15 protein-coding genes are annotated in these 14,510 nt (G+C 64.2%); 9 read left to right on the forward strand and 6 right to left on the reverse strand.

Annotated features, from left to right (window positions below; genetic code table 11):
* Positions 1–32 precede the first annotated feature (32 nt).
* From R4P70_RS08625 to R4P70_RS08635, 3 genes are all read left to right on the forward strand, one after another.
* Positions 33–1,169: a class I SAM-dependent methyltransferase gene (locus R4P70_RS08625; protein ID WP_317830675.1), complete on the forward strand. Its 1,137-nt coding sequence runs from the start codon at positions 33–35 to the stop codon at positions 1,167–1,169.
* Between the two features lie 177 nt (positions 1,170–1,346).
* A complete protein-coding gene (locus R4P70_RS08630; RefSeq protein ID WP_029536818.1) occupies positions 1,347–2,198 on the forward strand; it encodes a Bax inhibitor-1/YccA family membrane protein in 852 nt (283 codons plus the stop codon).
* Between the two features lie 120 nt (positions 2,199–2,318).
* The gene (locus R4P70_RS08635) at positions 2,319–3,074 is read left to right on the forward strand and encodes an enoyl-CoA hydratase/isomerase family protein (protein WP_070385462.1); all 756 of its coding nucleotides are present in this window, start codon (positions 2,319–2,321) and stop codon (positions 3,072–3,074) included.
* 66 nt (positions 3,075–3,140) lie between these two features.
* Here R4P70_RS08635 and R4P70_RS08640 read toward each other — a convergent pair whose 3' ends face one another.
* Together R4P70_RS08640 and R4P70_RS08645 are read right to left on the reverse strand one after the other, a co-directional pair.
* Complete coding sequence (locus tag R4P70_RS08640; protein ID WP_019744600.1) at positions 3,141–4,358, reverse strand: acetyl-CoA C-acetyltransferase; 1,218 nt, start codon at positions 4,356–4,358, stop codon at positions 3,141–3,143.
* A 121-nt stretch (positions 4,359–4,479) separates the two neighbouring features.
* A complete protein-coding gene (locus R4P70_RS08645) occupies positions 4,480–5,451 on the reverse strand; it encodes an SGNH/GDSL hydrolase family protein (RefSeq protein ID WP_046378939.1) in 972 nt (323 codons plus the stop codon).
* Between the two features lie 71 nt (positions 5,452–5,522).
* Here R4P70_RS08645 and R4P70_RS08650 point away from each other — a divergent pair, with 71 nt between their 5' ends.
* From R4P70_RS08650 to ilvA, 3 genes are all read left to right on the forward strand, one after another.
* Positions 5,523–6,908, forward strand: coding sequence for a cystathionine beta-synthase (locus R4P70_RS08650; RefSeq protein WP_003943292.1), 1,386 nt, complete (start codon positions 5,523–5,525; stop codon positions 6,906–6,908).
* 44 nt (positions 6,909–6,952) lie between these two features.
* On the forward strand, positions 6,953–8,125 hold the full coding sequence (locus tag R4P70_RS08655) for a cystathionine gamma-synthase (protein ID WP_007728802.1): 1,173 nt from the start codon (positions 6,953–6,955) through the stop codon (positions 8,123–8,125).
* 135 nt (positions 8,126–8,260) lie between these two features.
* Positions 8,261–9,424, forward strand: a complete 1,164-nt coding sequence (gene ilvA / locus R4P70_RS08660; protein ID WP_223257899.1) for a threonine ammonia-lyase — start codon at positions 8,261–8,263, stop codon at positions 9,422–9,424.
* A 6-nt stretch (positions 9,425–9,430) separates the two neighbouring features.
* Here ilvA and R4P70_RS08665 read toward each other — a convergent pair whose 3' ends face one another.
* Entirely contained in the window at positions 9,431–10,225 is a 795-nt protein-coding gene (locus R4P70_RS08665; protein WP_060939517.1) for an FAD:protein FMN transferase, read from the reverse strand.
* Positions 10,222–10,467, reverse strand: coding sequence for a hypothetical protein (locus R4P70_RS08670; protein WP_153211881.1), 246 nt, complete (start codon positions 10,465–10,467; stop codon positions 10,222–10,224). Before R4P70_RS08670 ends, R4P70_RS08665 begins: the two co-directional genes overlap by 4 nt.
* A gap of 205 nt (positions 10,468–10,672) precedes the next feature.
* Here R4P70_RS08670 and R4P70_RS08675 point away from each other — a divergent pair, with 205 nt between their 5' ends.
* Complete coding sequence (locus R4P70_RS08675; protein WP_317830676.1) at positions 10,673–11,773, forward strand: C40 family peptidase; 1,101 nt, start codon at positions 10,673–10,675, stop codon at positions 11,771–11,773.
* Between the two features lie 86 nt (positions 11,774–11,859).
* On the opposite strand, the gene greA is transcribed toward R4P70_RS08675, so the two are convergent.
* Both greA and R4P70_RS08685 read right to left on the reverse strand, forming a co-directional pair.
* Positions 11,860–12,354, reverse strand: coding sequence for a transcription elongation factor GreA (greA, locus tag R4P70_RS08680; RefSeq protein WP_007726385.1), 495 nt, complete (start codon positions 12,352–12,354; stop codon positions 11,860–11,862).
* 227 nt (positions 12,355–12,581) lie between these two features.
* Positions 12,582–13,007, reverse strand: coding sequence for a DUF4307 domain-containing protein (locus R4P70_RS08685; protein ID WP_020970262.1), 426 nt, complete (start codon positions 13,005–13,007; stop codon positions 12,582–12,584).
* A gap of 303 nt (positions 13,008–13,310) precedes the next feature.
* On the opposite strand from R4P70_RS08685, the gene mca reads away from it, so the two are divergent.
* Positions 13,311–14,189, forward strand: coding sequence for a mycothiol conjugate amidase Mca (mca, locus tag R4P70_RS08690; protein WP_020908526.1), 879 nt, complete (start codon positions 13,311–13,313; stop codon positions 14,187–14,189).
* A complete protein-coding gene (locus R4P70_RS08695) occupies positions 14,186–14,500 on the forward strand; it encodes a hypothetical protein (protein WP_007726381.1) in 315 nt (104 codons plus the stop codon). Before mca ends, R4P70_RS08695 begins: the two co-directional genes overlap by 4 nt.
* Positions 14,501–14,510: the final 10 nt, after the last annotated feature.

Here is a 14,510-nt window from a genome sequence, read left to right on the forward strand (position 1 = left end):
TGTTGAGCTGATTCACCTGAAAGACTGGTGGCATGTCCGACACACCCGAACTGTTCGATCGTCTGCGCCGATTCCCCGATGTCGAGGCACCCAATCTCTTTGCCGTCGACGCGGCTGATCGTCTGATCCTCGACGAGGCCGCCGATGCTCTTGCCGCGACACCGGCGGGCACCGTCGTCGTGATCGGCGATCACTACGGTGCGCTGACCGCCGGTGTTGCGCTCGTTCACGGAATCGCCGGCGTGCGGGTTCACCAGGATCCGCTCACCGGAGAGATGGCCCTCGCGAACAATGCGCGCGAACTCGGTTTCAGTGACGCCTTCACCTCCCACGGACTGGACGAGGAGTTGCTCAGCGGCGCCCGCGTCGTGCTCATGCAATTGCCGCGTAGCCTCGCCGAACTTGCCGAGATCGCTCAGCTGATCGCGCTCCACGCCGACCCGGCGGTTCGTGTCTTCGCCGGTGGGCGTGACAAGCACATCACCCCGGCGATGAACAAGGTTCTCGGCGAATCGTTTTCCGACGTCAGCGCCTCGCGTGGGCGTCAGAAGTCCCGCGTACTCAAGGCATCGGAACCGAAGGCCGATGTTGCCATCACGTTCCCGATGACCGAACGCCTCGACGAGTTCGACCTCGACGTCGTTGCTCACGGCGCCGTGTTTGCCGGTGCGGGCCTAGACATCGGCACCCGGTTGCTCCTGGAGAACCTCGGAAAGATTGCGGTCGATCCGCTGAGCGACGTGATCGATCTGGGTTGTGGCAGCGGCATTCTCGCGGCGGCGATCGCGCGGAAGTTCCCGGATGTCCACGTGATCGCAACGGATCAGTCCTCGGCAGCCGTCGCTTCGGCTCTGGCGACCGCAACTGCAAACGGCGTCGGCGAACGGGTGAGCGGCCTGCGCGACGACGCCGTGAGTTCGTTGCCCAGTGCGAGTGCCGATCTGGTTCTGTTGAACCCGCCGTTCCACGTCGGCGCGGCGGTGCACACCGGCGGAGCACTCAAGATGTTCGAAGCCGCCGGTCGCGTCCTGCGTCCGGGTGGCGAGTTGTGGACTGTTCACAACGCGCATCTGGGGTATCGCGAACCGCTGAAAGCCGCGGTGGGACCGAGCGAAGCGATGGCGAAGAACGCCAAGTTCATCGTGATGAAGTCGGTCAAACCGTCCTAGTATCGAAGAGTGTTGATCTTCCGGAAATGCGCCGGGAACTACAACCGACGCTTCGACGTTGTAAATTACGAGTGCTTTACTTTTAGTTAGGTACACGGACCGTGTCGGAAACTCGGATCCGTACGGCGAACCCGCGACGCACCCGTCGTAGGCCACCACGATGAAGGGATGATCACGGTGCGCACCACCAGCAACCCGGTGTTCCGCAATCTGCCCAAGCAAGAGGGCAACGGATACGCCTCGTTCGGATCTGCGACGGCGGGCGCCTCGCAGGCAACCCAGCAGTTCGGTCAGCCGCAGTACGCTCCGGCCGAGCCGTACCAGACCGGTCCCACCTCGCGGGCCATGACGATCGACGACGTCGTCACCAAGACGGGCATCACGCTCGGCGTGCTGACGATCTCGGCACTGGTGTCGTACTTCCTCGTCAACAACAACGCCGACCTCGCTACCCCGCTGGTCATCGGCGGCGGTCTCGTCGGCCTCGTTCTGGTTCTGGTCGCGACGTTCGGCCGCAAGATGGACAACCCGGCAATCGTGTTGGCGTACGCCGTCGCCGAGGGTCTGTTCCTCGGTGCGCTGTCGTTCATGTTCACCGATATTCAATTCGGTGGCGTCGGCGGATCGGCACTGATCGCGCAGGCAGTCCTCGGCACCTTCGGCGTGTTCTTCGGCATGCTCGTGGTTTACAAGACCGGCGCGATTCGGGTGACACCGCGTCTGACGCGAATGATCATCGGCGCGTTGATCGGCGTTGTCGTTCTGGCGCTCGGCAACCTCGTCGCGAGCTTCTTCGTCGACGGCGGACTGGGACTGCGTGACGGCGGAACGCTCGCCATCATCTTCAGCCTCGTCTGCATCGGCATCGCAGCCTTCAGCTTCCTGCTCGACTTCGACGCCGCTGATCAGCTGATCCGCGCACAGGCCCCGGAGAAGGCAGCCTGGGGCGTCGCATTCGGCCTCACCGTCACCCTGGTCTGGCTGTACGTCGAGATCCTGCGTCTGCTGAGCTACTTCAACAACGACTAGTTCTCGAGTCGTTCCGTAACACGAAGAAGGGCCCCACTCGGGGCCCTTCTTTTGTCGTCTGTGGGCGGTTACGGTGCTTGGATACCTAGCAACTGCTTGGTTTGGGCGAAGGGGGAGCGAATGTCGACAAACACCACCGAACCCGTGCTGGTGGCGGATGCCGGAGCAGTGCGAACGCTGACCTTCAACAATCCGGGCCGCCTGAACGCTTTCGATGCGGCCGGCTTTCGAGCGTTGACCAAGGCGCTTGACGACGCGGCGTCGGACGAAGCCGTGGCCGTGGTGATCGTCGAGGGCGCAGGCAAGGCATTTTCCAGTGGCGTCGACCTACGCGCACTCGCCGAACCAGGCGCAGACAACGCCGACTTCGGCCACGCATTCGCGCCGCTGATCGTCGCGCTGGTGGAGTTCCCGAAGCCATTGATCGCCGCGGTACACGGCGCTGCCGTCGGCATCGGCCTGACCATGCTGCTTTACTGCGACGTCGTCTACGTTGCCGAGGACGCACGCCTGCGGGCACCGTTCACTTCGCTGGGTACCGCTCCTGAAGCTGCCAGTAGTTGGTTGCTGCCCAAGGTGATCGGAACGCAGCGAGCCGCCGAGCTGATCCTGTCGGCCCGGTGGCTCAGCGGCGTCGAAGCTGCCGCCTACGGACTGGCGACAGCCGCCGTGCCGGCCGACCAGGTACAGGCACGCGCCCGCGAGAGTGCCGAGCAGATTGCCGCCAACATCGGACCGGCAGTCCTTGCCGCGAAGCGACTGCTCCGCCACGGTTGGGCCGACGAAGCCCGCGCCGCTGTCCAGCGTGAGGACGACGCTGCACGAGCGTTGATTCGCGAGTTGGGGAGTTTTGCTCGGAAATTCACGACTACCTGAAACACGACCACACGAAAGCGGCCGCCCGGCAGAAGCCGGGCGGCCGCTTTCGACGTGCTCAGGGGATCAACTGAGGCGCTCGATCACCATTGCCATGCCCTGTCCGCCGCCGACACACATGGTCTCGACGCCGAAGGTCTTGTCCTGCTCCTGCAGGTTGTTGATCAGGGTGTTGGTGATGCGGGCACCGGTCATACCGAAGGGGTGACCCAGGGCGATCGCGCCACCGGAGATGTTGAGCTTGTCCTCTTCGATGCCCAGTTCGCGAGCGGATCCGAGGACCTGCACGGCGAATGCCTCGTTGATCTCGAACAGGTCGATGTCGGAGATCGACTTGCCAGCGATCTTCAGGGCGTTCTTGACGGCCTGGATCGGGCCGAGGCCCATGATCTCGGGGGACAGGCCCGAGACGCCGGTGGAGACGATGCGAGCGAGCGGGGTCAGGCCGAGTGCCTTCGCCTTGGTGTCGGACATGATCACCAGTGCGGCTGCGCCGTCGTTGAGCGGGCAGGCGTTGCCGGCGGTGACGGTGCCGTCGGGGCGGAAGACGGGCTTGAGGCCGCTGATGCCCTCGTAGGTGGTGCCGGCGCGGGGGCCGTCGTCCTTGGAGACGACGGTGCCGTCGGCGAGCGTGACGGGCGTGATCTCACGCTCGAAGAATCCGCGAGCGATGGCTTCCTCGGCGCGATTCTGGCTGCGCACTGCCCAGCGGTCCTGGTCTTCGCGGGTGATGCCGGTGGCCGAAGCGACGTTCTCGGCGGTCTGGCCCATGCCCAGGTACACGTCGGGGATCAGGCCTTCTTCGCGAGGATCGGTCCAGGCGACTCCACCCTCGGCGAGCTTGGCGCTACGAGCCTGCGCTGCGTCGAAGAGCGGGTTCTTGGTGTTGGGTAGGCCGTCGGCGTTGCCCGTGATGAAACTGGAGACGGACTCGACGCCGGCAGAGATGAAGACGTCGCCCTCGCCTGCGCGGATGGCGTGCAGTGCCATCCGGGTGGTCTGCAGCGAGGAGGAACAGTAACGGTTGACCGTCACACCGGGGAGGAAGTCGTAGCCGAGCTGAACGGCGACGACGCGGGCGATGTTGAAGCCCGACTGGCCGGCGGGCTGGCCGCAACCGAGCATGAGGTCGTCGATCTCGGTGGGGTCGAGCTCGGGGATCTTTGCCAACGCGGCGGCAACCATCTGGGTTGCGAGGTCATCCGGGCGGATGTCCTTGAGCGAACCCTTCATTGCGCGGCCGATGGGCGACCGTACTGCTGAGACGATTACTGCCTCGGGCATGAAAACTCCTTTTGTGTACTGCTCGTGGGCGGCTTGAAACGCCGTCGAGCAGGGCAAGTTGAATGCAGCTTCGACTTACAATTTACGTTGCCGCTCCCAGATGGTGGTCACGCAGTCTCACTCAGTTGACGTCGGGGCGCTGAACTGCGGGTTTGGTGCGTCTCGCGAAGGCTTTCCACTGAGTTGCCGCTGCCGTCAGTCGGGCTGCGACGGTGCGAGCTTGCGCCGCCTCCGAAACGTGGGGAAGTTCGGGTAGCGGGCCACCCTGCCACTCACCCAGAGCCGACGCGAGAACCGGGACGATCTGCTTCGCCGCGAGCTCGTAGCCGGCCGCCGACGGGTGGAAACGATCAGCCGAGAACATCGTGTCGGGCGAGGCCAGGAATTCCTTGGCCAGCAGGTCGGCTAGTGGAACGGGATGACCCCCGGCGTTTCTGGTCGCGGACGCCTGGGCGAGCGCGAGACGATGACCCCATTCACGCACCACGGAGCGCAGTGGTTGCGGGATAGCCGTGACCACCCCCAGATCCGGGCAGGTGCCGACAACAACGACGGCGCCACTCTCGCGTAGCCGTCGTACCGCGTCGCCGAGGCGTTTTGCCGAAGCATGTATTGCGTTCTTGGCCGTGACGTCGTTGGCGCCGATCAGGATCACGGCAGCATCCGGGGGAGGGCCGGCGACGAACATGGCGTCGACCTGCCCACTCAACCCGCGTGAGGTGGCGCCGCCGATGGCCTTGGTGCTCAAACGGATTCGCTTCCCGGTTTCACTCGCAAGCAGCTTCGCGACCTGCACACCCGGAACTTCCGACGCCGTCAGCGCGCCGACGCCGGCCGCCGACGAATCGCCGAAGATCATCAAGTGGAGATCGAAGGGCACGGCCCGCCACCAGAGTTCCGGGTTGTCGGCGCCGGGTGCGTACACCCCGTCCGCCTCGGGTGGCTTGGCGATATTGCGACCGATCACCCCACGGGCCGCCCCCGCCTGCGACATCAGATAGTTGTAGCCCAACCAGGAGAGCGTGCCTGCACTCGATCCGGCCACCACCGTGGCCACCGACGCTTTCAGTCCGGTTCGACTCACACTTGCCAATCTAGCCGGATTGCACCACCTTCGCCCGACGTCCGCGCGCACCGTTTTCTTTCATCTGGGAACATGGACGAATGCGCATCGCGGAACACGTCGTCGACCTCATCGGCAACACCCCACTCGTCAAGCTCACGTCCGTCACGGGCGAAAACTTCGGCACGGTGGCAGCCAAGGTCGAATACCTCAACCCTGGCGGTAGCTCCAAGGACCGCATCGCCGTCAAGATGATCGACGCAGCCGAGGCTTCGGGTGAACTGAAGCCCGGCGGCACCATCGTCGAGCCGACTTCGGGCAACACCGGAATCGGCTTGGCACTCGTGGCGCAAAAGCGTGGATACAAGTGCGTTTTCGTCTGCCCCGACAAGGTCAGCGAAGACAAGCGCAACGTCCTGCGTGCCTACGGCGCCGAGGTGGTCGTGTGCCCCACGGCCGTCGCACCGGACAACCCGAACAGCTACTACAGCGTCTCCGACCGCCTCACCCGTGAGATCCCCGGCGCCTGGAAGCCCAACCAGTACTCCAACCCGGGCGGACCGGAGAGCCACTACGAGACCACCGGTCCCGAGATCTGGGCCGACACCGACGGCAAGATCACGCACTTCGTCGCGGGCGTCGGCACCGGCGGCACCATCACCGGCACCGGCCGCTACCTCAAGGAAGTTTCGGGCGGCAAGGTCAAGGTCATCGGCGCAGACCCCGAAGGCTCCGTCTACTCCGGCGGCACCGGTCGCCCGTACCTGGTCGAAGGCGTCGGCGAAGACTTCTGGCCGTCGGCATACGACCCGTCCATCCCGGACGAGATCATCGCCGTCTCGGATGCCGATTCCTTCGAGATGACGCGTCGCCTCGCCCGCGAAGAGGGACTGCTGGTCGGCGGTTCCTGCGGTATGGCAGTCGTCGCTGCCCTCGAAGTAGCCAAGCGCGAAGGCCCCGACGCTCTGATCGTCGTCCTCCTCCCGGACGGTGGCCGCGGCTACCTGTCCAAGATCTTCAACGATCAGTGGATGGCGTCGTACGGATTCCTGCGCACCCCACTCGACGGCAAGACCAACGTCCCCACCGTCGGCGACGTCCTGCGCGGCAAGTCGGGCGAGCTGCCGGACCTCGTTCACACTCACCCGTCGGAGACTCTGCGCGACGCGATCGAGATCCTGCGCGAGTACGGCGTGTCCCAGATGCCCGTCGTCGGTGCAGAACCGCCGGTCATGGCAGGCGAGGTCGCCGGAAGTGTGTCCGAGCGAGATCTGCTGAGCGCGGTATTCGAAGGCCGTGCGCACCTTGCGGATTCCGTCGAGAAGCACATGAGCAAGCCGTTCCCGCTCATCGGTTCCGGCGAGCCGGTCTCGGCTGCCACGAAGGCGCTCGGTGACACCGACGCACTCATGGTCGTCGACGACGGCAAGCCGGTCGGTGTCATCACGCGCCACGATCTCCTGGGTTTCCTGAGTTCGGATTCCTGAGTACGGATTCCTGCGCCGGTGCCGGCGCCATTAGGCTGGGGACCATGAGTGAGCAACGCAGCAAGGCCGACAACATCAGCTGGCAGGGTTTCTCCACGAAAGCGGTGCATGCGGGTTACGAACCCGATCCGCTGACCGGCGCGGTCAACGTGCCGATCTACGCAAGTTCCACCTTCGCCCAAGACGGCGTCGGTGGAATGCGCAGTGGCTTCGAGTACGCGCGAACGGGCAACCCCACCCGTCGCCCGCTCGAGGCGAACCTTGCCGCGCTCGAATCCGGAACCTACGGCCGAGCGTTCAGTTCGGGAATGGCGGCCACCGACTGCCTGCTCCGTTCGGTACTTCGACCGGGCGATCACCTGGTCATCCCCGACGACGCGTATGGCGGAACCTTCCGTCTCATCGACAAGGTGTTCACGCAGTGGGGGATCGAGTACACCCCGGCTCCGGTGTCCGACGTCGATGCGGTGCGCGCGGCGATGAAGTCCAACACCAAGCTGGTCTGGGTCGAGACGCCCACGAACCCGCTGCTCAATATCGGTGACATCGAGCTCCTTGCCGAGGTCGCCCACGAGGGCAACGCAAAGATCGTGGTGGACAACACCTTCGCGTCGCCGTACCTGCAGCAGCCGCTGCAGCTCGGTGCCGACATCGCGCTGCACTCCACGACCAAGTACATCGGCGGACACTCCGACGTGGTCGGTGGCGCTCTCGTCTGCAACGACGAAGAACTGGATACCGCGTTTGCGTTCCTGCAGAACGGATCCGGCGGCGTTCCCGGCCCGTTCGACGCGTTCCTGACGTTGCGCGGAATCAAGACACTGGCGCTGCGCATGGAGCGTCACAGTGACAACGCGGAGAAGGTCGTCGAATTGCTCGACGGCCACCCCGCGGTTGCCAGCGTCATCTACCCGGGCCTGGCTTCGCATCCGTCACACAAGGTCGCGGCCAAGCAGATGCGACGCTTCGGCGGCATGATCTCCGTCCGCCTCAAGGGCGGCAAGGCGGCAGCTCTCGACCTGTGCTCGCGCACCGAGATCTTCACGCTGGCAGAATCTCTCGGCGGCGTCGAATCCCTCATCGAGTTCCCCGGCGCGATGACCCACGCCTCGACGGCCGGTTCCGCTCTCGAGGTTCCCGACGATCTGGTTCGCCTGTCGGTCGGCATCGAAGACGCTTCCGATCTGGTCGGCGACATCGAGCAAGCGCTGTCCTGATCTTCGCTCTACAGTAATTCGACTTCGAATCTGCAGTGCGCCTTCACACCTCACGAGGGTGTGGAGGCGCACTTTCTGGAGGCATGCGTGAATCTCGAACAGATAAAGGCTGCACAGCAACTGCTCGCCCCGGTCATGCGACGCACCCCGGTCGTGGCCTCGCGAGTGTTGTCCGAAACCACCGGCTTCGCCGTGAGCTTGAAATGTGAAAACCTGCAGCGCACCGGCTCTTTCAAACCGCGCGGTGCGTACAACCGCATTGCCAATCTTTCCGCAGAGGAACGGGCAGCGGGCGTGGTGGCGGCCAGTGCCGGTAACCATGCGCAGGGAGTTGCCTGGTCTGCAACAGAACTGGGAATCAAGTCGACCGTCTTCATGCCGACGGGTGCGCCGCTGCCGAAGTTGGTGGCCACCAAGGCATATGGAGCTCAGGTCCACCTGCACGGTTCGACTGTCGACGAAGCGCTCGTGGCCGCTCGCGAATTCGCGGACCGGACGGGAGCAGTTCTGGTCCACCCCTTCGACCACGAGGACGTCGTGGCGGGGCAGGGGACTGTGGGGCTCGAAATCCTCGAGCAACTGCCTGAGGTCGGCACTATCCTCGTCCCCACCGGCGGCGGCGGGTTGATCGCCGGAGTGGCCGCAGCAGTCAAAGCTGTACGCCCGCAGGTCCGCATCGTCGGAGTGCAGGCCGAGACCGCGGCTGCCTGGCCGGCGTCGTTGGCAGCCGGGAAGCCGACCGCCTTGGCGTCGATGTCCACGATGGCAGACGGTATCGCCGTTGGCTGCCCTGGCGAGGTTCCGTTCGCCGAAGTTGCCGCCCATGTCGATGCCGTGGTGACGGTCAGCGAGGAAGCGCTGTCCAAAGCGCTCCTGCTGTGCCTCGAACGCGCCAAGCTCATCGTCGAACCGGCCGGCGTTGCGGCCGTTGCGGCCTTGATGACCTGCTCTCCGGAGGAGCTGGGACTGACAGGGCCGGTGTGCGCCGTGCTTTCCGGCGGCAACATCGATCCGCTACTGCTCACGCATGTCATCTCGCACGGTCTGCGAGCGGCCGGACGGTTCCTCGGCGTTCACATCACCATCGACGATCGGCCGGGCGCACTGGTCTCGTTGCTCGAAGTGGTTCGAGCGAACGGCGCCAGCGTGGTCGACGTCATCCATTCCCGTACCGGTGGCGAACTCGCGCTCGACGAAGTGGAAGTCTTCCTCACCGTCGAGACGCGGGGTCCGGACAACAAGGCGGAACTTCTCACCGCCTTCGACCGTGCCGGCTACGCCGTACGACTGCAGAACTGACGCGACTTACTCGTCAGGCCAGCCGCCCAGAACCGTTACGCGGTACTCCTGGTCGACCAGCCTGGCGGGTACGTCGAGTTGATGTAGCCAGTCGATGGCCGAACCGCCCATGCCGACCGCAACCCGACTGAATGCGGCGGCCTGGGCGCAGGAAGATGCAATCACCGACACCGTGCGCCACATCGGCGTCGCCGTCGATTCGCGGTGTAGTGGTTTGACGGTGCTGGCCGTGGCGATCCCGCAGTCGGAAGGAAGCGCTACCTGGCACGTCGGGTCGCCGGGCAGGTCTTGAACCTGAATCTGCCAGCCGTCTTCCGGCGCCGGGCCGGCAACCGCGATGTCCCCGCCGAGGCCGACCAGTACTCCGCACCCGAGAAGCGTGGCGGTCGATGCCGCGCAGTGGTCCGCTGAACTGGCGCGGGCCGTCGCGGACAGATCGAGAACGACGTCGTCCGGGCTGTACACGCGGTTGTTCTCGACGCGGATCTTCCACCAGGAGTGAGGGTCTGCCGACCCGGCCGTCGGCGTGAGTTTGCCGTCGGTCAGTCGTGCGACGGCCAACGCGTCTTCGAGGAAGTGCGCGAACATCGGAGTCACGGCGACGCCGTCGACGTTGCTCGCGGCGCTGACATAGGTACGAATCTCGGAGTCGGCACGATCTCGATTGGTGGCAGCGTCGGCAGCGGTGAGGTATCCGCGAACCAGGCTGGCCGCGGAGGGAAGGACATCAGGGTCGGTGACGACAACCCGGGCCTGCACACCCCACGTGAGCCACTCGGAGGCCGAGCGCGGAGTGCTCACGAACCGTTGGAGACGGCGTCCGGGGTTCCGAATCCGGCGACCACGACGGGCCGCTTCGCTACGGGATTCTTGGTGTGAGAAGCCGAGGTGTCCGGCGCGAGTGCCGTGGCAGTGGGAGAAGAAACGAGTGAAAGTCCGCCGCTTGCGAGCGCTCCCGCCACAGCCGTGGCTGCGAGGGCGAGGCGAACGGGTCGATACACCGTAGTGCGTCCCCGGGCGGGTCGTGGCCGATCGTCGCTCATGCACTCAGCTTGCACGCCGAACCTGAGAAAAGCCTTGGTGTCTGTAGTCATTTGCGTAACGCCCACCGAGATAAATGAGACATTGGTTACAGGAGTCGCGAGACTGAGCCGTGTCGAATGCATGTTCGAAAGGGTAGATGTTCGCACCGACAAGTTTCGGGTACGACCACGTACGTAGATTTTCAGAGGTTTATCGGAGGTTCGGATGGCAGTCGGTGTCCTGGCGATCGCTGTGTCGATCGGCACCGCACTGGGCGTGATGAGTGGAACTCTCGGAGCGCCCGCACAAGTCGAGAAGAACGAGTCTTCGAATGCTGCAGTCTCACTTGCAGCCTGGAACGGACCGGCACGAACTCAGGACACACCTGAGGGAATCGTGCCTTCCGTACCGTCCAACTTTCCGGGAGCGACATTGGCGCCCGTTGGAGCGGTGGCGGTGTTCGCGCCGTGGATCAAGAAGGCCGGTGCTCTGTGCTCGGAGATCACGCCCGCGGTGATCGCTTCGCTGTACTCGGTCGAGAACGGATTCAAGTACGGACCCGATACCGACATCTCACCGGAAGGTGGGCGCGGGCCTGGCCGCTTCACCACCGCAGCGTGGACGGCATACGGCAAGGACGGTGACGGCGACGGAAAGATAGACATCCTGGGCGTTGCCGATCCGGTGATGACAACCGGATACCGGTTGTGCGATCTCGTGAAGCAAGCGCAGTCCTGGCAGAAGTCCGGTGAGGTCGAGGGCGATACCGTCGACCTCGCGCTCGCTGCCTACGACGTCGGGCCGGACGCAATTCGCGAAGCGGGCGGCGTCCCCGCCGACAAGGCGGGCGAGGTTCCCGCGGAGCAGGCGGTCGCCGCTCCGTTTGTCGCACAGATCAAATCGTTGCAGGACTCGTTCGCTCTGATGCTCGCCCCCTTCGACTACAACAACCTCGCCGCTGCCGTTGGCGGCGTCGTCGAGGCCGGTCTGAAGTTTCTCGGATTGCCGTACGTGTGGGGCGGCGGAAACATCAACGGGCCCTCGATGGGCGGGTTCGACTGCTCGGGTCTGACGTCGTACGCGATCCACGCGGCCACCGGAGTGACTCTGCCCCGGACCTCGGAGACACAGTGGGGCGTCGGCGTCGAGATCCCGCTGGATCAGGCGCAGCCCGGTGACCTGTTGTTCGGCAACTGGCAGGCAGGCGGTCCCGGCCACGTGGCGATCTATGTCGGGAACGGACAGATGCTTCACGCACCCACATTCGGTGACGTGGTGAAGGTCGGCCCGATCTTCGCCGGCATGAAGGCTCGCCGCGTGGTGTGAGTGGGCCGGAACTGCAACGCCGACAGAGCAAGAAGCGCCACCCGACCGAGTCGGGTGGCGCTTCTTTTCAGAGCTGGTACAGCCGATCAGCTGTGGTAAGGCTCCGCGCTCAGCAGGGTGACCTTCATGGTGCTGCCGTTGGGCAGGTTGTACTCACGCGTGTCGCCGACCTTGGCTTCGAGCAGCGCGCCGCCCAGCGGTGAGTTCGGGGAGTAGACCTCGAGCTTGGCGTCACGTGCGCCTTCTTCGCGGGTAGCGATGAGGAACGTCTCGGTGTCACTCTCGTCGCCGTCGTAGTAGACCTTGACTACGGATCCGGGCAGTGCAACACCGGACTGAGTGGGGGCCTCGCCGACCTTTGCGCTGTTCAGCAGCTCCTGGAGCTGGCGAATGCGGGCTTCCTGCTGACCCTGCTCTTCGCGGGCAGCGTGGTAGCCGCCGTTCTCTTTCAGGTCACCCTCTTCGCGACGCTCGTTGATCTCGGCGGCGATGACCGGGCGATTGGCGATGAGCTGGTCGAGTTCGTTCTTGAGCCTGTCATGTGATTCCTGGGTAAGCCAGGTCACCTGGGTCTCGGTCATCTCGATCACTCCCTAGTAGTCGGAGCCGGGGGCTCCCTCGACGATCGCTGCAACAGCAGCGAACAACGACTCGGAAGCACCACCAGGGATGCAACCTTGCCGTCAAACCTTGCGTCAATGCAGCAATACACGGTTCCACCCGGAACCGTGTATCGGGCAATTCTATCACGCATGACTACCCGCCCTGTCCGGCGCCAAACGTCCGGCAGGGTGGATGCGTTCCGAGGTCAGCTCTTGGTCAGGTACTCCGGAACGTCGAAGCTACAGCCGTAGACGTCGGCCATGCCTGGCGGCTGGGACGTCTTGACCTCGGTGTTGAACTCGAGGGTCTGATGCTCGGAGGACGGGACGTAGACCTCACGTCGTCCGGTTTCGGATCCGTCCTTCGAGCGAGCGCGCACGATGCACATCGCGTCACGTGACGAGTCGTCGCGCGTGACGGTGAAGCGAATCTTCACCGTGGAGTCGTTGGCGATGTCGAACGAGATGGTCTCGGTCTCGATTTCCTTGACCGCAAATTTTCCGTACGCGTAGTACGCGATTCCGCCGCCTACGACGATGACGAGTGCGGTCAGAGCCCACACCATCCACTTGCGGGGACTGCCCGTGCGAGTTGTGCTCGGGTACCGATCTTGGGGAAGCGGTTTGCTCATCACTCTGCTCTCGAAGACTCGAGTTCACGTGTCGTGCAGCAACTGACTGTGTCCCGCCGAATTACCGAAGGGGTCACGGCTGCGCCAGGAACTCTCGGGTGGAACTATAGAGGACGTGTCCCGTCGCGCCGTCGGTAGGTTTGTCGGCAGTCGGTACGTTTGACGGCAACCACCCGGAGTCATCCGAGCGGTGCACAGCGTGTGACTCGAAGACTGCCGGTGACGGCTACAGGTGAACTGCCGGTGACGGCTACAAGTGAACTGCCGGCAACGGCTACAGGTGAAGTTGAGGTGAACGAACACGTGAGCGGATTCCGGCTCATGGCCGTCCATGCCCATCCCGACGACGAGTCGAGCAAGGGTGCGGCCACCACCGCCCGTTATGCAGCCGAAGGCCACGAAGTGATGGTCCTGACGCTCACCGGGGGTGAGCGTGGCGACATTCTCAACCCGGCCATGGACGTTCCCGGTGTCCGCGATCGAATCAGCGAAGTTCGCCAGGAGGAGATGGCCGAGGCCGCTCGCATCCTGGGCGTGAAGCAGCGCTGGCTCGGTTTCGTCGATTCCGGGCTCCCCGAGGGTGATCCTCTTCCTCCGCTGCCCGAAGGGTGCTTCGCCCTCGTTCCGCTCGAAGAGTCGACGCGCGCTCTGGTCAAGGTGATTCGCGAGTTCCGTCCCCACGTCGTCACGACGTACGACGAGAACGGCGGATACCCGCACCCGGATCACATCCGGTGCCACGAGGTGTCGATGGCTGCCTACGAGGCCGCTGCCGATCCCGAGTACTTCCCCGAGGACGGTCAGCCGTGGGAAATCAAGAAGGTCTACTACTCGCACGGATTCATCCGTAAGCGCCTCGAACTCTTCCAGGAGGAGTACGAGCGTCGCGGTGAGCCGTTCCCGATGGCGGACTGGCTCAAGAAGTGGAAGACCGAGCGCGGCGACATGATGGTCCGGGTGACCACTCAGGTCACGTGCGGCGACTACTTTCCCCAGCGCGACGACGCTCTGCGTGCGCACGCGACGCAGATCGATCCCAACGGTTCGTTCTTCGCTGTGCCGCTCGATATTCAGCAGAAGATCTGGCCCACCGAGGAATTCGAGCTCGCCAAGACGCGGGTCACCACGTCCATTCCGGAAACCGACCTGTTCGCAGGTCTCGAAGAGGACGCTCAAAAGTGAATGCTCTGTCCGCCGAGGTAGTTCTCGGCACCACACAATTTCTTGCTCAGACCCCGAGTAACCCATCCGGTCCGGAGTTCGGAAAGTCGTCTCCGGTCGGCCTGCTGGTGATTCTTGCGCTGCTCATCGGTGTGATCCTCTTGGTTCGGTCGATGAATCGCCAGCTCAAGAAGCTGCCGGAAACGTTCGAACCGGATCATCCCGAACTCGATCAGCAGGCAGACGAAGGCACCGACCGGGGAGCGATCACAGCTCCGAGCCCGGCGGAACCGAACGTCTCTACCGAGAAGAAGCCGAAGCAAGAATCCTGAGACGAACGAG

Source organism: Rhodococcus sp. IEGM 1241 (assembly GCF_033142365.1).
Lineage (GTDB): Bacteria > Actinomycetota > Actinomycetes > Mycobacteriales > Mycobacteriaceae > Rhodococcus_F > Rhodococcus_F erythropolis.